We start from the raw sequence: 24,117 nt of genomic DNA, 5'->3' as shown, positions 1-24,117 counted from the left end.
GCTCACTCCTTACGGATTGCGGACGCCCGGCTCGGCAGGAGCCCTTCGGGCGGCTCCGCCTGCCACGGTGGACGGTGTGGGAGTCCGCACCGTATGCACCTCAGTCCTCGTCGCCGCGCTGACCGCCGTCGTCGCCGTCACCATCCGGTCAGGAGGCTCCGAGGCACACCCCCGACACCTGCTGTACTGGTACGCGGCCGCCTGGGTGCTGTTCGCCGGAGCCGTCTGGGCGGTCCGCAAGGTGCCCGTGCGCGCCGCCGTGGTCCTCGTCCTCGCCGGCAGCGCCGCGCTGTCGCTGGCGGCGCTGGGCGGACCGCCGCGCACCAGCAGCGACATGTACCGCTACGCCTGGGACGGCCGGGTGCAGGCCGCGGGCATCTCCCCGTACGCGTATCCGCCCGCCGCGCCGGAACTGGCCGGGCTGCGCGACCGCTGGCTCTTCCCGCCGGGCCCCGCCTGCCCCTTCCCCGACCTGAGCACGGCCGGTGCGCAGTGCACCCGGATCAACCGCCCCGCCGTGCACACCATCTACCCGCCGGTGGCGGAGGGCTGGTTCCTCGCGGTCCACGCGCTGTCCCCCGACGGCGCCCGCCACAAGCCGACCCAGATCGCGGGTGCGCTGCTGGCCGTCGGGACCAGCGCCGCCCTGCTCCTCGTCCTGCGCCGGCGCGGCGATCCACGCCGTGCGGCGCTGTGGGCCTGGTGTCCCGCGGTGTCCTTCGCGGCCGTCAACGACGCGCATGTCGACACGCTCGGCGTGCTGCTGACGGTGCTCGCGCTCGGCACGTCCGTCCTGCCGCGCCGCGGTGCGCTCCTCGGGGCGGCCATCGCCGTCAAACTGATGCCCGCGGTCGTCCTGCCGGGCGCCCTCGCCCGCCGGAGCCCCCGCGACGCCGCGCGCGTCCTGCTGCCCGCCGTCCTGGTCATCGCGCTCGCCTATCTGCCGTACGTCCTCACGTCCGGCTTCGGCGTCCTCGGGTATCTGCCCGGCTATCTGCAGGAGGAGGGGTACGAATCAGGCAGCGTCCGCCGCTTCGCGCTGCTGCGGCTCTTCCTGCCGGACGGCGTCGCCGCCCCGCTCGCGGTGGCCCTGATCGCGCTGACCGCCCTCCATGTGCTGCGGCGCGGCGATCCCTGCCGGCCCTGGAGCGGCGCGCTGCTCGTCACCGGCACCGCGCTGCTCCTGACCTCGCCGTCCTACTACTGGTACGCCCTGCTGGTGGTCGCGCTGGTCGCGCTCGACGGCCGCTGGGAGTGGCTCGCCGTCCCCCTCGCGGGCACCGTGCTCTACATCGGCAACGCCATGGGAGCCCACGGCAGCTGGCTCCAGTCCTGGTCCTACGGGACCGCGGCCGTGGTGGTGCTGGCCGGGGCGGCGCTGCGGGCCCGCGCGGCGGGGCGGGGGAGCGGGCGTCGCGTCCACACCGTGCCGGAGCAGGCCGGGGCGGTGCCGAGCGGCGCCCGGGCCGGGGTCACTCCCCGGTGACGCCGTCCGTCAGCTCGCGCAGGAGGTCGGCATGGCCGTTGTGCCGCGCGTACTCCTCGATCATGTGGACGTAGACCCACCGCAGGTCGATCGGTCCACCACGGCGCGGATGGGCGAACGTCTCGTCCAGCGATCGTCCCGCGGCGGCGCGGTCCGCGAGTTCGCACTCCGTAGCGAACACCGCGAAGTCGGCCTCGGCGGCCGCGCCGTCGGCGAGGTCGAAGTCGCCGTCCGGTTCCTCGTCGGTACAGAACACCATGCCGAGTTCCGGCTGGGCGTCGAACAGGATCCGGAACCACCACCGTTCCACTTCCGCCATGTGCCGTACCAGCCCGAGCAGCGACAGCGCCGACGGCTTCGCGGAGCGCAGCGCCAGCTGCTCGCCGGTGAGCCCGGCGCACTTCGTGAGGAGGGTCGCGCGGTGATAGGCGAGCCAGCTCTCCAGCGAGGCGCGCTCCTCGGCGACCATGGGGGGATCAGTACGCGGTACTTCGGGTGCGGTCCAAGTCATCCGCACATGATGACGGCGGGGGACGGCGCCCGCACCCCTTTATCGGCGCTTTGCGGGCCCGGTAGGGACGAGGCCCGCCCGGCAGCGCTATCCTCCGCGCGGAGGTGCAAAGTTGAACGATGAACTGGACCGAAGACGTCCGCTGGCGGTCTTCGACCTGGACGGAACCCTCACCGACACGCGGCACCGGCTGATCCACCTGGAGCGGCAGCCGAAGGACTGGGCCGCCTTCTTCGCCGCCGCGGTGGACGACCCCCCGCTGGCGGAGGGCGTGGCGCTGGCGCTGGAAACCGCCGTCGAATGCGATATCGAGTACGTCACCGGCCGGCCGGAACGCTGCCGCCGTGACACGGCGGCCTGGCTGGAGCGCCACGGGCTGCCGCCGGGCCGCGTGTGGATGCGGACGGACAACGACCGTAGGCCGGCCCGCGTCACCAAGCTGGAACTGCTGCGGCGGCTGGCGCGCAAGGGCGTGATCCGCGTCGTCGTCGATGACGACAAGCAGGTCTGCGACGCGTACGCGGCCGCCGGATTCACCGTACGCAGGGCCCGCTGGATGGAGTCCGCGCCTCTGCTGGAGCACGCGCAGGACAGCGAAGGGCGCACCTGAGGCAGCCGGCCGGGCGGCGCAGGATCAGCCTTCACGGCCCGCGGATCCTCCACGGCCCTCGCCGAGGATCAGTCTCCCCGGCCCTCGCGGAGGATCAGCCTCCCCGGCCCCCGTGGCGTTGCCTGCTACTGACAGGGACAGGCTGCGAACGGGCGGCCGGGGGAGACTGATCCCTATGGACACTCCCGCGGAACTCGGCGAATTCCTGCGCACCCGCCGCGCCCGGCTGCGGCCGGAGGACGTCGGACTGATCTCCTACGGCGCCAGGCGACGGGTGCCGGGACTGCGCCGCGAGGAGCTGTCGCAGCTCGCCGGGGTGAGCGTCGCGTACTACACCCGGCTGGAACAGGGACAGAGCAACAACGCCTCGGAAGGGGTGCTCGACGCCCTGGCCGCCGCGCTGCGCCTCACCGAGGACGAGCACACCCACCTGCGGAACCTGGCGCGCCCCGGCCGCGCCAAGCGCCGCCCGGCCGAGCGTCCCGAAAGCGCCAGGCCGGGGACCCGGCAGCTGATCGCGGCGATGGGCGACGTGCCCGTCGTCGTCCTGGACCGGCGCTTCGAGGTACTGGCCTGGAATCCGCTGGGGCACGCGCTCACCGCCGGGCACCTCGACGCGCGGAGCCCCGACCGGCCCGCCGACCGCCCCAACCTGCAGCGGCTGCTCTTCCTCGACCCGCACACCCGCGAGCTGTACCCGCGCTGGGACGAGGAGGCCCGGCGCGCGGTCGCCTCGCTGCGGCTGGCCGCAGGACAGTACTCCGAGGACCGCAGGCTCGCCGAGCTGATCGGCGAACTGTCGATGAAGAGCCCCGAGTTCGCGGCCCTGTGGTCGCGCCACCCCGTGAACGGCTGCACCTTCGGCACGAAGGCGTTCCACCACCCGACGATCGGCCCGCTGGCGCTCTCCTTCGAGATGCTGCAGGTCCCGGACGACTCCGGGCACCGGATGCTGATGTACAGCGCCGAGGCGGGCTCCTCCTCCGAGGCGGCGCTGCGCCTGCTCGGCTCCTTCACCCGAACGGACGAGTCGAACGCCCGCCGGGACCCGAAGACCGCGATGCTGAACGCAGGGGGTGACGGTCGAGCCGAGAGCAGGTGACCCGCTGTGAGTGCCGACAAGTCGACGTCCAGCAGCAAGTCCGGCAGCAAGTTCGGCAGCGGAGTCGTCACGCCGGGCCGGATCGTGGTGGCCGTGCTGGCGGTGCTCGGCCTCGTCTTCATCTTCGAGAACACCCGGCAGGTCAAGATCCGGCTGATCATCCCCGAGGTGACGATGCCGCTGTGGCTCGCCCTGCTCGCGATGGCCATCATCGGTGGTGTCTGCGGCGCCTACTTCTCCCGCCGGAAGCAGTGATCAGCGGCGGGGAGCCGGCTCAGGCCCCGTCGGGCAGTGTGAGCGCCTTGCCGAGGCACACACTGAGCTCCTCGTACCGGTACAGCCCGAACTTCGTCACCGGTGTGTAGCCGCACGACTCGTACAGCGCGATGGCCTCCGGCTGCTTCGTGCCGGTCTCCAGGACCATGCGGGACCGCCCGGCCGCCGCGGCGCTCGCCTCCAGCTCGGCGAGTATTCGCCGCGCCAGCCCCCGGCCCCGTGCCTCGTCCACCACGTACATCCGCTTGAGCTCCGCGTCGCCGTCCGAGTGCCCCTCGGGCGAATCGTCCTGCGCCCGCCAGCCGCCGCTGGCGACCGGCTCCCCGTCCACGTACCCCACCAGGTACAGACCCTGGGGCGGGTCGAACTGGGTGGCGTCCATCGGGGTCAGATCGCCGTCGCCGTACCGCTCGACGTACTCCAGCTGCACCCGGTCGTTGAGCTTCATCGCGTCGGGGTGGTCGTAGCGCATGATTCGAATCTCCACCACGGCATCGTACGTGTGTACGTGCGCGGGCCCGCCCCGTGCCCGACCGGTGTCCGCCCCATGCCCGCCCCGCGCCCGATCCGCGCACGTCACGGTCGCGTAGGCTGCGCTGCGCCGATATCCGCAATTCGGGAGCAAGCTGTGCTGACTGTGACGACCGTGAATGTCAACGGGCTCCGCGCCGCCGCCAAGAAGGGCTTCCTGCCCTGGCTGCGAGCCACCACCGCCGACGTGGTCTGTCTGCAGGAAGTACGCGCCGAGGCCGACCAGCTCCCGGACGAGGTCCGCGAGCCCGACGGCTGGTCCGCCTTCCACGCCCCCGCCGCCGCCAAGGGCCGTGCCGGCGTCTCGATCTACAGCCGCAGCGAGCCCACGCGCGTCCAGATCGGATTCGGCTCCGACGAATTCGACAGCTCCGGCCGCTACATCGAGATCGACCTTCCGGGTATCACGATCGCCAGTCTCTATCTGCCCTCGGGCGAGGTCGGCACCGAGCGCCAGGCGGAGAAGGAGCGCTTCATGGCCGAGTTCTACGTCCACCTCACGGAACTCCGCACCCGGGCCGCCGCCGACGGCCGGGAGGTCCTTGTCTGCGGGGACTGGAACATCGCCCACCGCGAGGCCGACCTCAAGAACTGGAAGGCCAACCAGAAGAGCTCCGGCTTCCTCCCCGAGGAACGCGCCTGGCTCGGCAAGGTCTTCGAGCAGGGCGGCTACACCGATGTGGTCCGGCAACTCCACCCCGAGGCCACCGGCCCTTACTCCTGGTGGTCCTACCGCGGCCGGGCCTTCGACAACGACGCGGGCTGGCGCATCGACTACCACGTCTCCACCGCCGGTCTCGCGGGCAGGGCCACGTCGGCCGTGGTGGAGCGCGCCGAATCGCACCCCGAGCGCTGGAGCGACCACGCGCCCGTGACGGTGACCTTCGAGCACTGACCGGCATTGCAAGCGGCCGGGTCGCCGATCAGCCGGATGCCAGGACGCTCGCGAGGTCGTAGCGGACCGGCTCGTCGAGCTGGGCGTACGTACAGCTCTCCGGGTCCCGGTCCGGACGCCAGCGGCGGAACTGGGTCGTGTGGCGGAAGCGGTCGCCCTGCATGTGGTCGTAGGCGACCTCGCACACCCGCTCCGGCCGCAGCGGCGTCCACTCCAGGTTCTTCGCGCCGCTCCACCGGCTGGGAGCGCCCGGCATCCGGTCGGTCGCGTGTGCCTCCTGGTCCTTCCACGCCGCCCAGGGGTGCTCGTCCGGGTCGGCCAGGCGCAGCGGGGCCAGCTCCGCCATCAGCTCCTCGCGGCGGCGCATGGGGAAGGACGCGCACGCGCCCACGTGCTGCAGCCGTCCGTCCGTGTCGTACAGGCCGAGCAGGAGCGAGCCGATGACGGGCCCGCTCTTGTGCTCGCGGTACCCGGCCAGGACGCAGTCGGCGGTGCGCTCGTGCTTGACCTTCACCATCAACCGCTGGTCGGGGCGGTAGAGCAGCTCCGGCGACTTGGCCACGATGCCGTCGAGGCCGGCGCCCTCGAAGCGGCTGAACCACTCCTCGGCCACCGCCAGGTCCATCGTCACCGGCGCGACGTGCACGGGCGCGACCACGCCCGCCAGAGCCCCTTCCAGGGCGGTACGACGCTCCCGCAGCGGTGTGTCCAGCAGCGCGGTGTCGCCGAGGGCGAGCAGGTCGAAGGCGACGAACGAGGCGGGCGTGCGCTCGGCGAGCAGCCGGATCCGCGACTCGGCCGGATGGATGCGCTCCTGCAGCGCGTCGAAGTCCAGCCGGTCGCCGGAGACGATGATGATCTCGCCGTCCACGACGCAGCGGTCCGGTAGCTGCTCCAGCAGCACGCTCGCCAGCTCGGGAAAGTACCGGGTGAGCGGCTTGCCGTTGCGGCTCCCGATCACGATCTCGGGACCGTCGCGGTGCACGATCGCGCGGAATCCGTCCCACTTGGCCTCGTACTGCATCCCGGGCGGAATGCGCGCTGCCGCCTTCGCCAGCATCGGCCTGACCGGCGGCATCACGGGAAGGTCCATGGTCCGAGTGTGCGTCCGCCCGCGCCGGGGCGCCTCCCGCGAGAGGCGCGCGGTGGCGCGGCAACCGTCGTCGCGTGGCGGCACTGCCCCGGAGGCGCGCGTCCGGAAGCGGTTCTAGCGTGGAGCCATGGCTGAAGCGCTGGAGCTGCAGATCGGCGAGCGGACGGTGCGGCTGACGCATCCGGACAAGGTGTACTTTCCCGAGCGGAACCTCACCAAGCTCGACCTCGCCCACTACTACCTGGCCGTCGGCGAGGGCGCCCTGCGGGCGCTCCGCGACCGCCCGACGACCCTGCAGCGCTTCCCCGAGGGCATCGCCGGGGAGTCGTTCTTCCAGAAGCGTGCCCCGAAGGACCTCCCGGACTGGACCCCGACCGCCCGTATCGCCTTCCCCAGCGGGCGCTTCGCCGACGAGACCTGCCCGACCGAGGTCGGCGTGCTGCTCTGGGCCGCCAACCGCGGCTGTCTGACCTTCCACCCGTGGCCGGTGCGCCGCGCGGACACCGACCACCCGGACGAGCTGCGCATCGACCTCGACCCGCAGCCGGGCACGGAGTACGCCGACGCGGTGCGCGCCGCGCACGAGCTGCGCGACGTGCTGTCGGGGATCGGCCTGCGCGGCTGGCCGAAGACCTCCGGCGGCCGGGGCATGCACGTCTTCATCCCCATTGCGCCCCGGTGGACGTTCGTGGAGGTCCGCCGGGCGACCATCGCCATCGGGCGTGAGCTGGAGCGCCGGATGCCCGAGCAGGTCACCACCGCGTGGTGGAAGGAGGAGCGCGGAGAGAAGATCTTCGTCGACTACAACCAGATGGCCCGCGACCGCACCATCGCGTCCGCCTACTCCGTCCGCCCGTTCCCGCACGCTCCGGTCTCCGCGCCGCTGCGCTGGGAGGAGCTGGACAGTGCCGTGCCGCGGGACTTCGACCTCGTCTCGATGCCGGCGCGCTACGCGGACGTCGGCGACGTCCACGCGGACATGGACGAGCACGCATTCGACATCACCGCCGCCCTGGAACTCGCCGCACGCGACGAGCGGGACCACGGGGCGGGCGATCTCCCCTACCCGCCCGAGCACCCGAAGATGGCGGGCGAACCGAAACGGGTACAACCCAGCCGCGCCAAACACTGACCCGCGGGCGCCCAACCGCACAGACCGCGCTCAGTCGTGGTCGTAAACCGTCACCACAACCCCACGATCCGCCAACCGCGACTGGACCAGCGGCTCTATTCGCTCCCAGCGCCCGCCCGCCAGCCCGCAGCCGATCCGGGGCATGTGGACCGAGGCCCCGAGGCCGGTCGCGTGGCCGGCGAGTTTCTCCAACGCGGCGTCGATGGCCTCGTAGCGCACCGGGACCCCTTTGCTGCCGGTGCGTATCCCGCGCTGGCCCACCATGTTGGCGATCCACACCAGCCGATCGACCTGCACCATCTGCACGGCCCCGAGCCCGAAGTCGTTGCCCGAGCGCTCGCGGTGCCAGCGCCGGTACTCGCGCTCCGGCTCGGGCCAGCGTCGCGAGACGGCCAGCACGAAGCCCTTGCCCCAGCCGCCCAGGTCGTTGCAGACATGCGCGATCACCTTGGGCCCCTTGCCCAGCGGCGTGGTCGCGTCTCCCCGTACGTACTCGATCCCCGTCCCCATACCGACGACCGTACGCGGCGCCTCTGACAACGTGGCGCCTCTGACAACGCAGCGGCCCGGCGCCCGGACGGAAACTCCGTCCGGGCGCCGGGCCTCAGCGACTGCTGGTGATCAGTGGTGCAGGTTGAGACGGTGCACGCCGCCGTCGATGGTGCCGACGTAGAGCGTGCGGCCGTCGGGGGTCGCGGCCAGTTCGGTGGTGTCGGTGTTCTGCAGGCCGGTGGAGATGTTGTGCCAGCTCAGGCCGTGGTCGGTGCTGCGCAGTACGCCGCGGCCGCCCTGCAGGAGGCCGCTGGCCCCGGACCTGGTGGTGGCTGCGTACAGCGTGTCGCCGACCCGGAGCAGGTCGGAGACATGGATCGCGAGGGCGCCGGTGTCCGCGGTGCGGAAGGTCCGGCCGCCGTCGGTGCTGACGCGGACGCTCTCGCCGCCGATGACGAGACGCTTTCCGTCGAGATCGATCGCGGCCACCGGGCCGTCGGCGACCTTGGTGACGGTCACCCCGCCGTCGTCCGACCGGTAGAGGCCGGCGGAGTTGCCGAGCCACAGCCGCAGCGGATTGGCGGGATCGCCCACGATGGTGTCGAAGGAGCGCTCGTGGAAGAGGTTCTTCCACGTCGCGCCGCCGTCGGTGGTGGCGAACAGCCCCTGGCCCAGCAGGCTCCGGAAGCTCACCATCACCCGCTTCGGGTCGGCGGGATCGACCAGGAGCGCGGTCGGCACCTCCGACGAAGTCCCGCGCACCTCCCAGGTGGCGCCCGCGTCGGCGCTGCGCTGGACGACGAACGTTCCGACCGCCGTGCGCCGGACCTTCCAGATCACGTTCGGCTCCTTGGCCGAGACCGCGAGCTGCGAGACGGTGACGCCGATCCTGCCCTCACCGCCGGACTGGCCCCATTCGGGGCTCGCGACGGGAAGAGCGGTGCGGTAGAGCGCGCTGTCGGTGGCGGCGAGCAGATGGCCGCCGCTGATCGCGAGATCGTTGACGGTCAGTCCCTGGACGCCGATCCGCCGGAATCCGGTGCCGTCCGCGGCACCCCGGTAGAGACCGTCCTGCTCGCTGGAGACGGTGACAGAACCGTCGCTCCAGCGGTCGTAGTCCATCGGCACCGCCGCGCGCGACGGCGACGCGACCGTGGTCCACGTCCGTCCGTGGTCGTGGCTGAGCCGGCCGGTGCCGGTCAGCGTGCTCAGGTACAGGTCGTCGCCCGCGACGGTCAGGCCGAGACCGCCGAGCGGCATGGGCAGCAGGGTGGACCAGGTCTTCCCACCGTCGTGGGAACCGACGACTCCGGCGCCCAGGACGTACACCGCCACGACCGAGGAGTCGGCGGCCAGTCCGCCGACGTTCTTGTTGCCCGAGTCGAAGAGCCGGCGCGCCTCGCCGGGGTTGCCCGAGCCGATGCCGGAGCGGGTCCAGACGCCGCGCGGCGTCGTCATGTAGAGGGTGTCACCGGTGACGACGGCGCCGGTGATGTCGCCGGTGACGCCGGTCGGGTACGTCGTCCAGTGGTCGCCCGCGTCGCTGCTGACCAGCAGCGCGCCGGAGATGACCGCGACCAGGGTGCGGGTCTTCTCATCGGCGGCGAACGCCGAGACGCGGGTGTCCGGGACATCGAGCTTGCGCCAGGTGCGCCCGTTGTCGTCGGTGCGCAGGATGGTGCCGCGGCGGCTGCCGTCGTGAACGCTGTTCACGGCGTACCACCAGCGGTCGGGGTTTTTCGCATCGACCAGGAGGGGTCCTGTGCCGTCCGCGACCGGCAGCCGGCCCAACTGGCGCCAGGAGGCACCGTTGTCGGTGGTCAGCCAGGGAGCCGCCTTCTGGTACTGGGTGAGTACGGCCTGTCCCGGCCGGACCGTCGAGACGGCGACCCAGCCGGCCTCGCTGTTGGGACCGACCGGCTCCCAGCGGTCCTTGCGGCTGTCGACGGGGGTGACCTCGAAGGCGCTGGAACCGGTGAGCCGCTGCCCGGTGCCGGCGGTGCCGCGTACCGAGACCCGGTAGGCGCCGGCCACGCTGCCGGTCACCTCGGCCCGGTAGTAGCCGGTGGCGGGGTCGAACGTGGAGGTGACGTCCACGGACCTGCCGCGCGGCGGCCTGACGGTGACGACCGGCGGCGCCGCCAGCCGGGTCGGCGGGGCGATGTGCACGGTGGAGTGACCGTCGCTCGGGTCGGGTGCGGCCTGCACGGCCAGGTGCCGGACAGCGAGCAGGTAGGGCACCCCGATCGCCGGTCCCCGGTCCGGAGTCGCCGTGAGGCGGCCGCTGATCTCGGCGTCGGTGGCGGGACGGTCGACGCGCAGCGAGACCGTGACGGTCGCGGTCCCGCCGGCCGGTACGGTGACCCACTTCGGAGAGACCGTGGCCGGTCCGTCGGTCTTGAGCGTGGTGGTGACCGGCCGCTTGCCGGAGTTCCGCAGCGTCACCTTCGCGGTGCCGCCGACGGAACGCCCGGACAGATCGGCGAGTCCGAAGGACACCGACGCCGGTGAGGCGCTGACCGTCGCCGACGCGGCCGCGGCCACATCGAGCCGGCCCGAGCCCTGCGTCGTGGGCCCGCTGCCGCTGAGCGGCTTCGCGGTGCCGACCAGCGCCGCCTTGACCTCGGCGGGCGCCTGGCCCGGGTGCAGCTGGCGCAGCAGAGCCGCCGCGCCGGCCACGTGCGGGGTCGCCATCGACGTGCCCGACATGCGGTACTCGCCGGGCCCGTACATCGCCTTGGGAACGGTGGAGCGGATCTCCACGCCGGGCGCGACCAGATCGGGCTTGAGACCGAAGGCCTGCGTGGGACCGCGCGAGGAGAACGAGGCGATCTGGTCGGTGGTGTCGGTGCCGCGCAGCGTCACCGAGACCTTCCCGGCGGCGAGCCGGGTGGTCAACTCCGTGTACTGGGTCGAGTCGATACCCATGACCACCAGGTGGTCCATGCGCAACGAGTCGCCGGAGGCGTCGATCCGCGCGGGCGAGGACGGCACCTGGGCCACCCCCGGCACCGGAGTCACCTCCGGCGGCCGGACCGCTCCCGACGCTCCGGCGACGAACACCGGGCCGTCGTTGGTGGGCAGGCCGGCCAGCACGGCGATCGCGCCGCGCTTCTCCGCCTCCTGCGCCCACTCCACGGCGCTGCCCGACAGGTCCTGGACATCGGAGGCGACGGGGAACTGGGCTCGTACGATCTTCCCGCGTACGTCGCCGACCCGCTTCCAGTCCTCCGCGGTTCCCTCGCCGACGTCGACGAGCTGCGCGGTGACGGGGTTCTGCGGCGGGTTCGCGGACAGGATGCCGCGGTACGTCTGGATCAACTCGGGCTTCTTGCCGGCCAGATACGCGCTGGGCAGCCGCAGATTGCTGGTCGACGCGCCGACCGCGATGACGCCGTCGGCCGAACCCGGGCTGCTGACCGTACCCGCGCCCGGTCCGTCGTTGCCGGCCGCGGCCACCACGACCACACCGGCCCGTACCGCCGCCGTCGCGGCGCGGCCCAGCGGGTCGGTGCCGTCACCGGGGCCGCCGAGACTCATGTTGATGACATCCGCGCGGTGCGGGTTGGCCGGATCGGACGCCGCCTCGATACCGGCGATGATGTCCGACGTGTAGCCGGCGCCTTCGGAGTCCATCACCTTGTAGGCCAGCAGATTCGCGTCGGGTGCCACGCCGGTGATGCCGCCCTTCACGGCGGCCTTGCCCGCGATGATGCCGGCGACGTGGGTGCCGTGGCCGTTGTCGTCCATCGGGTCCTCGTCACCGTTGACGAAGTCGTGGCCGCCGATGACCTTGTGGCCCTTGCCGAGTCCACCGCCCAGGTCGGGGTGGGTGTAGTCCACCCCGCTGTCCAGGATCGCGACGGTGGTCCCCTTGCCGGTGACGCGGCTGCCGGCGGGGTCCTTGCGCTGCCACACGTCGGGCGCGCCGATCAGCGGCACGCTCACGTCCGTCTTCGCCAGCACCCGGGTGTCGGGGCGGACGGCGACGACGCCCGGCAGCGAGGAGAGCCGGGCCACCTCGGACCCGGGCACCGTCATCGCCACGGCGTCGATGAGCAGTCCCAGCTTGCGGGTTGACGCAGGGTGGAGCCCGGCGTGCTTCGCCGAGCCGAGGAACGTCTCCTGCCGCGCGTCCAGCGCTCGGCGGGCGGCACCGACGCCGGGGGCGGCCTGGGCGGACAGCAGCGATCCACCGGGCGCGGCGGTGACCGCGGCGTTCCCGGACAGTTCGACGATCACTCGTTGCGACGGGTCGGGCGTGGACGCGGTGGCGGCACCCGGTATCGCCGCCAACGTGCCGGCGAGTACGACGGCGGCGAGACCGGCATGACGCGATCTTCGTGAGTTCTTTGCCATACGTAAAGGTCCTAGTGGTGCGGGCACTTGCCGCACAACGAATATCCATGGCCCATTGCTGCCGCTGGCACAACTGGGCCACCATCCGTTCATGACTCCCGAGACGCCGGAACTCACGGCGGCAGGCATCGACCCGTTCGACGAGAGCGTCTACCGCGCCGTCCTGACCCGGCGCACGGCGGCGCCGGCCGAACTCGCCGCGGATCTCGGCTGTTCGGCCGAGCGCGTCGCCAGGGCGCTGGACCGGCTCCGCGACCACGGGCTGGTCGGCCGGCTCGCCGGCGCCCGCCGTCGGTACGCCGCGATCGAGCCGGGGGCCGCGGTCGAGGCGCTGGTGCGGGCCAGAAGCAATGATCTGGAACGGGTCCGCTCGGCGGCCGGCGAGCTGTCCCGGCTCTTCGCCGCCGCCCGCACCGGCGCGACCGACGAGGACGAGGTGGAGATCACCACCGGCAGTGAGGCCCTCGGCCGCTGGTTCGTCCGGCTGCAACAGGAGGCCCACGAGGACGTCATGACGCTGGACCGGCCGCCGTACGCCCTGACCACCTCCAACCCGGTGGAGGCCACGGCGCTGGGCCGCGGCGTACGGTACCGCGCGGTCTACGCCCCCGAGGCCCTGGAGTGGCCTGGCGTCCTCGACGACATCCGCGAGCTGGTCCGGCACGGCGAACAGGCCCGCGTGCTGCCCGGTCTGCGTATCAAACTCGCCATCGCCGACCGCAAGTTGGCCCTGATGCCGCTCTCCCTCGACCTCAACGACGTCCGCGCCGCGGTGATCCGCCCGTCCACTCTGCTCGACGCCCTCACCGACTACTGGGAGATGTGCTGGAAGCAGGCCCTGCCCCTCAACGCCCCCGCCGACGACCCCCTCGACGAGGAGGACCGCCTCGTCCTCACCCTCCTGGTCAGCGGCCTCAAGGACGAGGCGATAGCCCGCCAGCTCGGCTGGTCCGTCCGCACCATGCGCCGCCGCATCAGCCGCCTCCACGACCTCCTCGGCGCCGCCAACCGCTTCCAGGCCGGCGCAATAGCCGCCCGCCGCGGCTGGCTGTGAGGGCTCGCTGTGCGTCCTAGGCCGTCGGGCCGGTGAGTTTGGTGGTGAACCAGGTCAGGGCGCGGGGGATGAGCTTCTTGAAGTCGGAGGTGTAGTGGCGGCCGCCGGGGAGTTCGTAGTACTCGATCTTGACGGGGGCGACGGCCTTCTTCACCCAGGTCTTGACCAGGTTGGTCTCGTACGCCTCGCCGCTGCCCGCGGTGGCGAGGATGCTGACATCCGCTTTGCCCTGCTTGATGAGGGTGTTGGGGCTGTTGGCGAGGCGGTCGGCCTCGTGGCCTCTCCAGAGGCGGGAGTCCGGGTCGAAGTAGGCGTCCATCGGGATGGCGGCCTTGAAGACGTCGGGGTGCTGCAGGACGAGCTTCGCGCTGCAGAAGCCGCCGGTGGAGGCGCCCATGACGCCCCAGCCGTCGCGGCTGCGCAGGGTGCGGAAGTTCGCCTTCGCGAAGTCGGGGACGTCCTTGGCCATCCAGGTGCCCATCTTGGGCTGGCCGGGGATGTCGGCGCAGTCCAGGGCCGCGTTCTCGTGGGAGTTGAAGTTCTGGACCGGCATGATCATGATGAACGGGTGGGCCTTGCCCTGCTTGCTGAGCTTGACGTCGGCTTCCTGGATCGGGAGCTGGGGGTCGGTCCAGGTGTTGTAGCCGTTGCTCTGGCCGCCCGCGTACATCATCACGACGGGGAAGCCGTAGGTCGCGTACTTGGGGTCGCTGTACTCCGGGGGCAGCCAGACCCAGACCTTCCCGGTGACGCCGGACTTCGCTCCGCGTACCGAGGTGACCATGATCGGGCCGGCCTTCGTCGACCGTGCCAGCTTGAGTTCCGCCTTCGGTCCGGTGGGCATCAGCACCTTGGACGGCGTCGCCGCGGGGCTCGGCGTCCGCGGCGCGCCCTTGCCGTCGCCGGTGCCGGCATCGGTGGAGAGGTGGTCGTTCGCCGGGGTGGAGCCCCCGTCGCCGGAGGAGCCGCAGCCCGCGAGAGCGGCGAGCGCGAGCAGCACGGCGGCCGCGGGCAGGACCAGGGGGCGGTGACGCCGGGGACGCGGATCCATCGTGGAAAATGCTCCGAACACGAGATCGAGGACAAAAGGCACCTTCTAGGAGAGCAGCTCGCGCGCTTTGGTTCCCTCGCGACGCGCGCGGTCTACGCGCGAGGCTTCCCGCGCCACTCCGGGAGACGCCGTGGAAACCCCCATACGGGCAGCGACCGTGCTACCTTGATCCCAGTTGCAGTTTTGGTACCCATGAACTTTGTGTGCGCCTGACGGGATGTAACCCTCAGGCGCACTCTTGTTTTTACCGGTCATCTCCGGATGGGCACAATGCGGCGACGAGGAATCTGCGCAGTGCAGATTTCCGGCTCTGCACCTATTGAGGAGATTGACATGGCTTCTGGCACCGTGAAGTGGTTCAACGCGGAAAAGGGTTTCGGCTTCATCGAGCAGGACGGTGGCGGCGCTGACGTCTTCGCCCACTACTCGAACATCGCCACCCAGGGCTTCCGTGAGCTCCAGGAAGGTCAGAAGGTGACCTTCGACGTCACGCAGGGCCAGAAGGGCCCGCAGGCCGAGAACATCGTTCCCGCCTGACGCTTGACGCGCACCACGTAGTTGGGGCCCGCACCTGAGGGTGCGGGCCCCAATTCGTTTTTTTCCGGTATTACTTTGGCTCGTTTTTGCGATTCTTCGCCCGGTTTTCATTTTGCGGAGTCTTCCCGGACACGTGCCGTTCCGAGGAAGGCTTTCTTTTGTACCGCTCCTCCGGCTCCGTTCCCGCGCGTAATCGCCCGTCGTATTCCCGCGGCCAGTCCGCGCCACGCCGCCGCCCGATGTCGACGCCGGGCGAGTTCGCCCTCCCCGTCAGCACCACGCCGTCCCTTCCCGCGGTCGAGTCGTTCGCGGATCTGGACATGCCGTCCGAGCTGCTCGACACGCTCACCCGCGAAGGCGTGACGGTCCCGTTCCCCATCCAGGGCGCGACGCTGCCGAACTCGCTGGCCGGCCGGGACCTCCTGGGCCGCGGCCGTACCGGCTCCGGCAAGACCCTCGCCTTCGGCCTGGCGATGCTCGCCCGTACCGCCGGACAGCGCGCGGAACCGCGGCAGCCGCTGGCCCTGGTGCTGGTGCCGACCCGCGAGCTGGCGCAGCAGGTGACCGACGCGCTCACCCCGTACGCCCGCTCGCTGCGGCTGCGGATGGCCACTGTCGTCGGCGGGATGTCGATCGGCCGCCAGGCGAGCATGCTGCGCGGTGGCGCCGAGGTCGTCGTCGCGACGCCGGGCCGGCTCAAGGACCTGATCGAGCGCCGTGACTGCCGGCTCGACCACGTGGCCATCACCGTTCTGGACGAGGCCGACCAGATGGCGGACATGGGCTTCATGCCGCAGGTCACCGCCCTGCTGGCGCAGGTACGCCCGGACGGTCAGCGGATGCTCTTCTCCGCCACACTGGACCGCAACGTCGACCGGCTGGTGCGCCAGTTCCTGACCGATCCGGTCGTCCATTCGGTGGATCCCTCGGCCGGCGCGGTCACCACGATGGAGCACCACGTCCTGCACGTGGCCAGCGCCGACAAGCAGGCCACCACACGGCGCATCGCGGCTCGCGAGGGCCGGGTGCTGATGTTCCTGGACACCAAGCACGCCGTCGACCTGCTGACCCGGGACCTGCTGGCCAGTGGCGTGCGGGCCGCCGCGCTGCACGGCGGCAAGTCCCAGCCGCAGCGCAACCGCACCCTGGACCAGTTCAAGAGCGGACACGTGACCGTGCTGGTCGCGACCAACGTCGCTGCCCGCGGCATCCACGTCGACAACCTGGACCTGGTCGTCAACGTCGATCCGCCGACCGACCACAAGGATTACCTGCACCGCGGTGGCCGTACCGCCCGAGCGGGTGAATCCGGCAGCGTCGTCACGCTCGTGATGCCCAACCAGCGCCGCGAGATGGCGCGCCTGATGTCGCACGCCGGCATCACCCCGCAGACGACCCAGGTCCGCGCCGAGGACGACGAGCTGGCGCGGATCACCGGCGCGCAGGAGCCCTCCGGGGTTCCGATCGTCATCGCGGCGCCCCCGGCGACCGAACGCGTGCGGCGCACCTCGTACGGCAGCCGCGGCCGTGGCGGCCGCCCCGCGCAGCGCCGGCGACCGGCCGCCGCGTAGGTCCATGTCCTGGCAGATGGAGACAGCTGTTTAGGCTGCCTTCATGAAGGACTGGGATTTGAGGAAACTGCAGATCCTCCGGGCTCTGCAGGAGACGGGGACGGTCACCGCGGCCGCCGCCGCACTGCGGATGACGCCGTCGGCCGTCTCGCAGCAGCTGTCCGCGCTCTCCAAGCAGGCCGGCACCCCGGTGATCGAGGCCCAGGGCCGGGGCGTGCGGCTGACCGGTGCCGCCCACGTCCTGTTGCGCCACGCCGACGTGGTCTTCGCGCAACTGGAGCGCGCCGGCGCCGAGCTGGCGGGGTACACGCAGGGCGAGGCGGGCGAGGTCCGGGTCGGCGCCATCGCCACGGCCATCACCCGGCTGGTCGTCCCCGCCTCCCGGCTGCTGCGCCAGGACTTCCCGCGGATCACCCTGTCGGTCCGGCAGGCCGAGGCCGCCGAGGTCTACGAGCAGCTGGCGGGCGGCGACGTGGATCTCGCCGTGACGCTGGCGGTGCACGCGCCCTCGGCGCGGGACCCGCGGTTCCACCGGATCGCGCTGCTGACCGACCCCCTCGACGTGGCCCTGCCCGCCGGCCACTCCTGGGCGGCGCGGCCGGGACTGCGGCTCGCGAACCTCGCCCAGGAACCGTGGATCTTCGGCAGCAGCGGCCCCTGGCGGGAGATCACGCTCGCGGCCTGCGCCGACGCGGGCTTCGTCCCGGAACAGGCGCACGCGGCGACCGACTGGTCGGCGATCCTCGCCATGGTCGCCGCGGACCTCGGTGTCGCGTTGGTGCCCCGGATGGCGACGGTGGGGGAGCGGCAGCACGTCGCGATCCGCCCACTGGACGCCGACCGGCCGCGCCGGCACGTGGTGGGTGTGGTGCGGAGCGGATCCGAGGACGGGCCGCTGCTCCGGCGGGTGATCCGGGTGCTGCGCCAGGTCGCGGAGGAACCCGTGGCACCGGTCGAGGCTGCGCAAACGTTCAGTTGAACTGAAGGTATGGTTCAGAAATTTTCGATGGACGTGAACGATGCTGTCCGCTCACAGTAGAGAACATGACGACATCAGAGACGCCCTCCGGCACCCCATCCACCAGCTCCACCACGTCCACCACTTCCTTCACTGGCGATGCGCGGCCGTTCGGTGGGGGTGATCCGTATGCGGATTACCGTCGTGCGGAGTTGCCGTTCACGGATCTGGTGGATCTGGCGGATCGGCGGTTGGGTGCGGGGGTGATCGCGGCGAACGACGAGTTCTTCGCGGAGCGGGAGAATCTGCTGATCCCGGAGCCGGCGCATTTCGATCCGGAGCACTTCGGGCACAAGGGCAAGATCATGGACGGGTGGGAGACCCGCCGCCGCCGGGGTACGGGCACTGATGCTCCGCATCCGGTTGACGCGGATCATGACTGGGCGTTGATCCGGTTGGGCGCGCCGGGGGTGATCCGCGGGATCGTGGTGGACACCGCGCACTTCCGGGGCAACTACCCGCAGTCGGTCTCGATCGAGGCGACCGCGCACTCGTTGTCGGCGTCGCCGGAGGATCTGCTGGCGGAGGGTGTGGAGTGGACGACGATCGTGCCGCGTACGCCGGTGGGGGGTCATGCGGCGAACGGGTTCGTGGTGGAGGTGGATCGGCGGTTCACGCATCTGCGGTTGAACCAGCACCCGGACGGTGGGGTGGCCCGGCTGCGGGTGTATGGGGAGGTGGCTCCGGATCCGGGGTGGTTGGCGGAGCTGGGCACCTTCGACCTGGTGGCGTTGGAGAACGGCGGCACGGTGGAGGACGCGTCGGATCGTTTCTACTCCTCGCCGGTCAACACGATCCTGCCAGGCCGCTCGCGGAAGATGGACGACGGGTGGGAGACGCGCCGGCGCCGGGACAAGGGCAATGACTGGGTGCAGTACCGCCTGGTGGCGCAGGGCGTGATCCGGGCGGTGGAGATCGACACCGCGTATCTGAAGGGGAACTCGGCGGGTTGGGCTGCGTTGTTCGTGCAGAACGACGGGTCGGACGAGTGGACCCAGCTGCTGCCCCGCACCAAGCTCCAGCCCGACACGGTGCACCGCTTCCTGGTCAACCCGGTCCCGGCAACGCGGGTGCGGATCGACATCTTCCCCGACGGCGGCATCTCCCGCCTGCGCCTGCACGGCTCCCTGACCGCACGCGGAGCGGAGCAACTCACCACCCGCACCGAAGAAATCAGCTGACGGCAGCAAGTGCGGCGGCTGTCACTCACATGACAGCCGCCGCCTCATCCGGCAGCCGGCATCCCCGCAGGAGTCACTGCGCGCCGAAGAGCTTCAGCAGCTCGTCCTTGCCGAACATGCGGGCCGTGTCGATGGCGTTGGGAGTGCCGGCGGACGGATCGGCGCCACCCTCCACCAGTGCGCGGACGACCGCGTCCTCGCCCTTGAATACCGCACCGGCCAGCGGGGTCTGGCCGCGGTCGTTGGGCCGGTTGGGGTCGGCGCCGCGCTGCAGGAGGGCGGCGACGGCGTCGGCGTGCCCGTGGTAGGCGGCGAGCATGATCAGCGTGTCGCCCCGGTCATTGGTGAGATTCGCGGGGACGCCCGCGTCCACATACGCGGCGAGGGTCGCCGTTCCGCCCTCACGGGCGAGCTCGAAGACCTTGCCGGCCAACTGCAGCATCTCGGGGTCGTGCGCGGGCTCGATGTCGGGGTTCGGTTCCGTCATGCGAACACCCTACGTGTCGATCACCGTACAGAGCCCGTCGTGGAGCGCCGCGGCGTTCGGAGCGCCCTGGCACCGTCGCCGCCCCGGCAGCGTCACCGTCCCGGACCGTCTCCATGTCCCTCCCGAACCGTCTGCGTGTCTATCCCGGACCGTCACAGGGTCCGTCCCGGCCGTCCCGGCCGTTCGATCTTCTGACCGATTGCGTGGGCTTTGCCCAACCCTGACCGAGGCAGGGCCTGTTCAGCGGCGCCGTAACCCTGTTCCATGGTCATCAGACGGCCGCCTGTTCCCCGGCGGCCCCGCGTGACTGGATGAGGTGGCCTTGGCTACGACCGTGCGACGTATCGCTGTGACCATCCCGGCTGCCCCCATCGGCCCCGAGAACCCGCTGCCCGCGCTGTGCGCCCTCGACGAGGTGCACCAGCTCGATCCGCGCGAACGCGCCGGACTCCCGGCCGACATGGCACGCCAGGTCGGTTACGCGCCGCTGCACTCCGTCCTGCCGGTACGGCTCCTCGACGGATACGGGCGCGAGCGCGCCCCCGCCGAGTTCGAGGCCGTCGTCATAGAGAACGACCGGGTACGCGCCACCGTCCTGCCCGGTCTCGGCGGGCGGTTGCACTCGCTCGTGCACAAGGCCACCGGCCGCGAACTGCTCTACCGCAACCCCGTCGTCCAGCCGGCCGACTTCGGTCTGGCCGGCGCCTGGTTCTCCGGCGGTGTGGAGTGGAACCTCGGCGCGACCGGGCACACCACCCTCACCTGCGCGCCGCTGCACGCCGCCCGCCTGCCCGCCCCCGACGGCGGCGAGATGCTGCGCCTGTGGGAGTGGGAGCGGCTGCGCGACCTGCCGTTCCAGATCGACATGTGGCTGCCGGAGGACTCCGACTTCCTCTACGTGGGCGTCAGGATCCGCAACCCGCACCACCGCACCGTGCCGGTCTACTGGTGGTCCAACATCGCCGTCCCGGAGACCGACGGCACCCGCGTACTCGCCCCCGCCGACGAGGCGTGGCACTTCGGTTACGCCCGCTCCCTGCGGCGCGTCCCGGTGCCCGAATGGGACGGTACGGATGTCACGTACCCGACCCGGTCCGAACACCCCGCCGACTACTTCTACGAAGTGGAGGACGGCAACCGCCGCTGGGTCACCGCCCTCGACGGCGACGGGCAGGGGCTCGTCCAGACCTCGACCGACCGGCTGCGCGGCCGCAAGCTCTTCCTGTGGGGGAACGGGCGCGGCGGCCGCCGCTGGCAGCAGTGGCTCACCGAGCCGGGCACCGGCGGCTACCTGGAGATCCAGGCGGGCCTGGCGCGCACGCAGCTGGAGCACATAGCCATGGAGGCGGGCGCGGAGTTCTCCTGGCTGGAGGCCTACGGCCCGCTCGCCGCCGACCCGGCCGCCGTCCACGGCGACGACTGGAGCGCCGCCCGCACGGCGGTGGAGGACCGGCTGGAGAGCGTCCTGCCACGTGCGGACGTCGACGCCGCCTATGCCGCCTGGCTGCCGCACGCGGACACCGAACCGAAGGACGTCATCGCCACCGGCTCGGGCTGGGGAGCGCTCGAGGTCGAGCGGGCCCGGTTCGAGCTGCCGGGTACGCCGTTCGACCCCGCGACGCTGGGCGCGCAGCAGAAGCCGTGGCTGGAGCTGCTGGTCGCGGGCATGTTCCCGAGGCCGGTGGAGGACGCGCCGCCCGGGCCGGCTCTCGTGGCGCCGGAGTGGCGCGAGCTCCTGGAGGCCGCGGACACCTACAGCGGGAACGAGTGGTACCGGGACTACTTCCTCGGTGTCGCGCAGTGGCATGCGGGCGACCGCGCCCAGGCCATCCGGAGCTGGGAACGTTCGGCCGGGCAGCACGAGACCTGGCCGGTGCTGCGCTGTCTGGCCGTCGCCGACCAGGAGGACGGTCACCTCGAACGGGCCGCTGACCGCTTCCTGAGCGCCTCCGACATCGCGCACTACGAGGTGCTCGACGACGACGCCTGGTGGGCGGTCTCGGCCGGTCTCGCCCGGGAGGCGGTCACCGCGCTCCTCGCGGTGGGCCGCGCCGACGACGCCGCGTTCGTCCTGGCGGAGCACGTGCCGGGGCACGCCGGGCGCGGCCGGTTCCGGCTGCTGGAGGCACAGGTCCTGCTCGCGCAGGGCGATGTGCCGGGCGCGCGGGCGATCTTCGACGCCGGTTTCGTGGTCGACGACCTCCGCGAGGCCGAGGAGTCGCTCAGCGACACCTGGTACGCCATCGCGGAGCGGCTGATCGCCGGCGACGGTCCGGTGACCGCCGACATCAGACAGCGGGCGCGCGCCGAGCACCCGCTGCCGGAGGCGTACGACTACCGGATGCGTCCGGCGCAGGAGCTCTGACGGAGAGGCCGCCCGAAAAGCCGCCCGAAAAGCCGCCCGAACGGCCGCCCGAACGGCCGCTCAGACGCGCTCGGTCCGCCCGCTCCGCTCATGGGAATCGATGAGGGCCGTCAGCTCGGGGATCGTGAACTCCCCGGGCCGGCGGCCCTCGCGGGCGAACGCGTTGGCGACCTGCTGCAGCGCCGCGTTGACCGGGGTGTCGATGCCGGCCATCCGGCCGAGCAGCACGATCTCCCCGTTGAGGTAGTCCGCCTCGATCGAACCCGTGCCACGGGTGAGGCTCTGCCACGACGAACCGCCGCCGCGGGTCACCCCGTTCAGGGGCTGCGGCTGGATACGGTCACCCCGGGCCGCCGCCTGCTCGGCATCGCTCGCCCGGTCGATACCGGCCGCGTCCAGGACCGCTTCGCCTTCCGCGACGGCACGCCGCAACACGTCGAGGGCGTCGTCGCCCTGGAGCGGACCACAGGTGGCCTCCAGGGCGTTGGCGAGGTTCTTGAGGAGCTTGCCGTACTTCCAGCGCATCACGTCGGGCGGTGTGGGCGCGTCGAACCCCGAGTCCTTGAGATCCGCGGCGACGCGCTCCGCCAGCGGGTCGATCCCTGAGGTGCCGGTGGTTCCCGCCGGGAAGCGGCCGATGTGCAGAATGCCGGTCAGCGGCGCGCACGACGCCTCGATCACGCCGGGCTCCAGATAGGTGGCCGGCAACCAGACGCACATGCCGAACACCCGCCGGAACCGCCGCAGCGCGAGCCGCTCGCCCGCGACACCGTTCTGCGCACACACCACCGGCAGCCGCTCACCCGCCGTACCCCCGCCCACCACCGGCCGCCCGGCCCACGCGTCCAGGGCCGTGACACTGTCCTGCGTCTTCACGGCGAGGACGAGCACGTCGTCCGCATGCAATTCGACGGCCTCCGGCCCGTCCACGACCGGGATCGGCAGCTTGAGCGACCCGCTCGGCAGCCTCAGCCGCAAACCGCCGTCCCGCAGCGCCTCGTAGTGCGCACCCCGCGCCACGAGAACGACCTCACGGCCGCTGTCGAAGAGCCTGCCGCCAATGGTCCCGCCGATCGCACCGGCGCCGATGATGATGTATCGCACCGCCCGAGACTCGCACACCCGTCAAGTCCGCCCGCATGGTGGGCTCCCCGTCGGCGCCGCATCAGGAAATCCGCTGGCCGTGCCGGCGTTCCGGCAGCGACAGTGGTGGCGGGAACCCGGCGGTCGCCGGGTTCGGGGTGTACTGACGTACTGACGTATGACGGGGGAGGGCGGGCGCATGTCCACGCTGCGTGTGAGTGCTGAGCGGCTCACGATTCATGAGCATCCGAACGCGGACGCGCTGGAGCTGGCACAGGTCGGGCTGTATCGGGCGGTCGTGGCGAAGGGTACCTACCGGACGGGTGAGTTCGCGGTGTACATACCCGAGCAGTCCGTGCTGCCCGAGGGGCTCATCGGGGAGCTGGGGCTGACCGGGCGGCTCGCGGGGTCGGCCGCGAACCGGGTGAAGGCCGTGCGGCTGCGCGGGGAGCTCTCGCAGGGCATCGTGTGCCGGCCGCGGGCGCTCGTGGGGACGGATCTGGAACGAGCCGCCGCCGAGGGGGAGGATTTCGCGGAGCGGCTGGGCATCGTCAAATGGGTGCCGCCGATCCCGGTGTCGATGAGCGGTGACGTGGAGGCCGCGCCGGATCTGCTGCCGTGGACCGACATCGAGAACCTCAAGCGCTATCCGGACATCTTCGCGCCCGGCGATCCGGTGGTCATGACGGAGAAGCTGCACGGCACCGCCTGCTGCTTCAGCTACTTCGCGGACACCGGCCAGGTCCAGGTCACCTCCAAGGGGCTCGGCTCCCAGCGGCTGGCGCTGCAGGAGGCCGACGGCAACCTGTACTGGCGCGCCGTGCGCGGCCACGGGCTGCCCGCCGTCGCCGCCCGGCTCGCGGCGCGGCTCGGCGCGGACCGGATCGGCATCTTCGGTGAGGTCTACGGGGCCGGCGTGCAGGACCTCGGATACGGGGAGGACGGCCGGCGCGACGTCCCCGGGTACGCGGCCTTCGACGTGTCGGCGGAGATCGACGGGCAGGTGCGCTGGCTCGATCCGCACGAGCTGCTGCAGGGCGAGCTACCGCTGGTGCCAGTCCTGTTCAGCGGCCCCTTCGACCTGGACACCGCGCTGAAGCTGGCCCAGGGGGCCGAAACGGTGTCGGGGCGCGGACTGCATGTGCGCGAGGGCGTCGTGGTGCGGACCGCCGACGACCGCTACAGCCCGGTGCTCGGCGGCCGGGCCATCGCCAAGGTCGTCAGCGACGCCTATCTGACCCGCAAGGGCGGCACCGAATACGAGTGAGACCCCTGGTGAAACC

At 71.7% G+C, this 24,117-nt stretch carries 21 protein-coding genes; 13 read left to right on the top strand and 8 right to left on the bottom strand.

The window, feature by feature from the left end; genetic code table 11:
• Positions 1–76: 76 nt before the first annotated feature.
• Positions 77–1,486, top strand: a complete 1,410-nt coding sequence (locus AC07DC_RS06410) for a glycosyltransferase family 87 protein (RefSeq protein WP_478912327.1) — start codon at positions 77–79, stop codon at positions 1,484–1,486.
• Here the strand turns inward: AC07DC_RS06410 and AC07DC_RS06405 are convergent.
• Positions 1,473–1,997, bottom strand: a complete 525-nt coding sequence (locus tag AC07DC_RS06405) for a DinB family protein (RefSeq protein ID WP_478912326.1) — start codon at positions 1,995–1,997, stop codon at positions 1,473–1,475. The two genes, AC07DC_RS06410 and AC07DC_RS06405, sit on opposite strands and share 14 nt — an antisense overlap.
• Before the next feature lie 124 nt (positions 1,998–2,121).
• Here AC07DC_RS06405 and AC07DC_RS06400 point away from each other — a divergent pair, with 124 nt between their 5' ends.
• The 3 genes from AC07DC_RS06400 to AC07DC_RS06390 all read left to right on the top strand — a co-directional run bounded on the left by AC07DC_RS06400 (position 2,122) and on the right by AC07DC_RS06390 (position 3,964).
• Positions 2,122–2,607, top strand: coding sequence for a phosphatase domain-containing protein (locus tag AC07DC_RS06400; RefSeq protein WP_478912646.1), 486 nt, complete (start codon positions 2,122–2,124; stop codon positions 2,605–2,607).
• Positions 2,608–2,782: 175 nt separating this feature from the next.
• Positions 2,783–3,709 carry a helix-turn-helix domain-containing protein gene (locus AC07DC_RS06395; RefSeq protein ID WP_478912325.1) on the top strand — a complete coding sequence of 309 codons (927 nt, stop codon included), beginning with the start codon at positions 2,783–2,785 and terminating at the stop codon, positions 3,707–3,709.
• A 6-nt stretch (positions 3,710–3,715) separates the two neighbouring features.
• Positions 3,716–3,964, top strand: coding sequence for a LapA family protein (locus AC07DC_RS06390; RefSeq protein ID WP_478912323.1), 249 nt, complete (start codon positions 3,716–3,718; stop codon positions 3,962–3,964).
• Between the two features lie 19 nt (positions 3,965–3,983).
• Here AC07DC_RS06390 and AC07DC_RS06385 read toward each other — a convergent pair whose 3' ends face one another.
• Entirely contained in the window at positions 3,984–4,472 is a 489-nt protein-coding gene (locus AC07DC_RS06385) for a GNAT family N-acetyltransferase (protein ID WP_478912321.1), read from the bottom strand.
• A 141-nt stretch (positions 4,473–4,613) separates the two neighbouring features.
• On the opposite strand from AC07DC_RS06385, the gene AC07DC_RS06380 reads away from it, so the two are divergent.
• Positions 4,614–5,411 carry an exodeoxyribonuclease III gene (locus AC07DC_RS06380; protein ID WP_478912319.1) on the top strand — a complete coding sequence of 266 codons (798 nt, stop codon included), beginning with the start codon at positions 4,614–4,616 and terminating at the stop codon, positions 5,409–5,411.
• A gap of 28 nt (positions 5,412–5,439) precedes the next feature.
• Here AC07DC_RS06380 and AC07DC_RS06375 read toward each other — a convergent pair whose 3' ends face one another.
• Complete coding sequence (locus AC07DC_RS06375) at positions 5,440–6,504, bottom strand: ATP-dependent DNA ligase (RefSeq protein WP_478912317.1); 1,065 nt, start codon at positions 6,502–6,504, stop codon at positions 5,440–5,442.
• 127 nt (positions 6,505–6,631) lie between these two features.
• On the opposite strand from AC07DC_RS06375, the gene ligD reads away from it, so the two are divergent.
• On the top strand, positions 6,632–7,636 hold the full coding sequence (ligD, locus tag AC07DC_RS06370; protein ID WP_478912315.1) for a non-homologous end-joining DNA ligase: 1,005 nt from the start codon (positions 6,632–6,634) through the stop codon (positions 7,634–7,636).
• A gap of 30 nt (positions 7,637–7,666) precedes the next feature.
• On the opposite strand, the gene AC07DC_RS06365 is transcribed toward ligD, so the two are convergent.
• Both AC07DC_RS06365 and AC07DC_RS06360 read right to left on the bottom strand, forming a co-directional pair.
• Positions 7,667–8,146, bottom strand: a complete 480-nt coding sequence (locus AC07DC_RS06365; protein ID WP_478912313.1) for a macro domain-containing protein — start codon at positions 8,144–8,146, stop codon at positions 7,667–7,669.
• 111 nt (positions 8,147–8,257) lie between these two features.
• The gene (locus AC07DC_RS06360; protein WP_478912312.1) at positions 8,258–12,487 is read right to left on the bottom strand and encodes a S8 family serine peptidase; all 4,230 of its coding nucleotides are present in this window, start codon (positions 12,485–12,487) and stop codon (positions 8,258–8,260) included.
• Positions 12,488–12,578: 91 nt separating this feature from the next.
• On the opposite strand from AC07DC_RS06360, the gene AC07DC_RS06355 reads away from it, so the two are divergent.
• Positions 12,579–13,541: a helix-turn-helix domain-containing protein gene (locus tag AC07DC_RS06355; protein WP_478912311.1), complete on the top strand. Its 963-nt coding sequence runs from the start codon at positions 12,579–12,581 to the stop codon at positions 13,539–13,541.
• A gap of 16 nt (positions 13,542–13,557) precedes the next feature.
• Here the strand turns inward: AC07DC_RS06355 and AC07DC_RS06350 are convergent, their stop codons facing one another.
• On the bottom strand, positions 13,558–14,592 hold the full coding sequence (locus AC07DC_RS06350) for an alpha/beta hydrolase (protein ID WP_478912309.1): 1,035 nt from the start codon (positions 14,590–14,592) through the stop codon (positions 13,558–13,560).
• Positions 14,593–14,925: 333 nt separating this feature from the next.
• Between AC07DC_RS06350 and AC07DC_RS06345 the strand changes: the two genes are divergently transcribed.
• The 4 genes from AC07DC_RS06345 (at position 14,926) to alc (ending at position 18,899) form a co-directional block, all read left to right on the top strand.
• Positions 14,926–15,129 (top strand): cold-shock protein, encoded by a 204-nt coding sequence (locus tag AC07DC_RS06345; RefSeq protein WP_069779708.1) that lies wholly within the window; start codon positions 14,926–14,928, stop codon positions 15,127–15,129.
• A gap of 158 nt (positions 15,130–15,287) precedes the next feature.
• Positions 15,288–16,700 carry a DEAD/DEAH box helicase gene (locus AC07DC_RS06340; RefSeq protein WP_478912307.1) on the top strand — a complete coding sequence of 471 codons (1,413 nt, stop codon included), beginning with the start codon at positions 15,288–15,290 and terminating at the stop codon, positions 16,698–16,700.
• Between the two features lie 43 nt (positions 16,701–16,743).
• A complete protein-coding gene (locus tag AC07DC_RS06335; protein ID WP_478912305.1) occupies positions 16,744–17,679 on the top strand; it encodes a LysR substrate-binding domain-containing protein in 936 nt (311 codons plus the stop codon).
• A gap of 65 nt (positions 17,680–17,744) precedes the next feature.
• Positions 17,745–18,899 (top strand): allantoicase, encoded by a 1,155-nt coding sequence (alc, locus tag AC07DC_RS06330; RefSeq protein ID WP_478912303.1) that lies wholly within the window; start codon positions 17,745–17,747, stop codon positions 18,897–18,899.
• Between the two features lie 73 nt (positions 18,900–18,972).
• Here the strand turns inward: alc and AC07DC_RS06325 are convergent, their stop codons facing one another.
• Positions 18,973–19,386 (bottom strand): ankyrin repeat domain-containing protein, encoded by a 414-nt coding sequence (locus tag AC07DC_RS06325; RefSeq protein WP_478912302.1) that lies wholly within the window; start codon positions 19,384–19,386, stop codon positions 18,973–18,975.
• A gap of 322 nt (positions 19,387–19,708) precedes the next feature.
• Between AC07DC_RS06325 and AC07DC_RS06320 the strand changes: the two genes are divergently transcribed.
• Positions 19,709–21,751, top strand: coding sequence for a DUF5107 domain-containing protein (locus AC07DC_RS06320; RefSeq protein WP_478912300.1), 2,043 nt, complete (start codon positions 19,709–19,711; stop codon positions 21,749–21,751).
• A gap of 60 nt (positions 21,752–21,811) precedes the next feature.
• Here the strand turns inward: AC07DC_RS06320 and AC07DC_RS06315 are convergent, their stop codons facing one another.
• A complete protein-coding gene (locus AC07DC_RS06315; RefSeq protein WP_478912298.1) occupies positions 21,812–22,855 on the bottom strand; it encodes a ketopantoate reductase family protein in 1,044 nt (347 codons plus the stop codon).
• Between the two features lie 178 nt (positions 22,856–23,033).
• Here AC07DC_RS06315 and AC07DC_RS06310 point away from each other — a divergent pair, with 178 nt between their 5' ends.
• Positions 23,034–24,101 carry an RNA ligase (ATP) gene (locus AC07DC_RS06310; RefSeq protein ID WP_478912296.1) on the top strand — a complete coding sequence of 356 codons (1,068 nt, stop codon included), beginning with the start codon at positions 23,034–23,036 and terminating at the stop codon, positions 24,099–24,101.
• Positions 24,102–24,117: the final 16 nt, after the last annotated feature.

This window comes from Streptomyces sp. NPDC045021, assembly GCF_056432645.1.
The sequence above is the reverse complement of the archived record's forward strand: the minus strand, read 5'-3'. Positions and strand labels throughout refer to the sequence as shown.

Coding starts and splice junctions, on each gene's coding strand:
- AC07DC_RS06360 (WP_478912312.1), bottom strand. CDS start 12,487: ATGGCAAAGAACTCACGAAGATCGCGTCATGCCGGTCTCGCCGCCGTC.
- AC07DC_RS06365 (WP_478912313.1), bottom strand. CDS start 8,146: ATGGGGACGGGGATCGAGTACGTACGGGGAGACGCGACCACGCCGCTG.
- AC07DC_RS06350 (WP_478912309.1), bottom strand. CDS start 14,592: ATGGATCCGCGTCCCCGGCGTCACCGCCCCCTGGTCCTGCCCGCGGCC.
- AC07DC_RS06395 (WP_478912325.1), top strand. CDS start 2,783: ATGGACACTCCCGCGGAACTCGGCGAATTCCTGCGCACCCGCCGCGCC.
- alc (WP_478912303.1), top strand. CDS start 17,745: ATGACGACATCAGAGACGCCCTCCGGCACCCCATCCACCAGCTCCACC.
- ligD (WP_478912315.1), top strand. CDS start 6,632: ATGGCTGAAGCGCTGGAGCTGCAGATCGGCGAGCGGACGGTGCGGCTG.
- AC07DC_RS06375 (WP_478912317.1), bottom strand. CDS start 6,504: ATGGACCTTCCCGTGATGCCGCCGGTCAGGCCGATGCTGGCGAAGGCG.
- AC07DC_RS06345 (WP_069779708.1), top strand. CDS start 14,926: ATGGCTTCTGGCACCGTGAAGTGGTTCAACGCGGAAAAGGGTTTCGGC.
- AC07DC_RS06325 (WP_478912302.1), bottom strand. CDS start 19,386: ATGACGGAACCGAACCCCGACATCGAGCCCGCGCACGACCCCGAGATG.
- AC07DC_RS06355 (WP_478912311.1), top strand. CDS start 12,579: ATGACTCCCGAGACGCCGGAACTCACGGCGGCAGGCATCGACCCGTTC.
- AC07DC_RS06310 (WP_478912296.1), top strand. CDS start 23,034: ATGTCCACGCTGCGTGTGAGTGCTGAGCGGCTCACGATTCATGAGCAT.
- AC07DC_RS06335 (WP_478912305.1), top strand. CDS start 16,744: ATGAAGGACTGGGATTTGAGGAAACTGCAGATCCTCCGGGCTCTGCAG.
- AC07DC_RS06405 (WP_478912326.1), bottom strand. CDS start 1,997: ATGACTTGGACCGCACCCGAAGTACCGCGTACTGATCCCCCCATGGTC.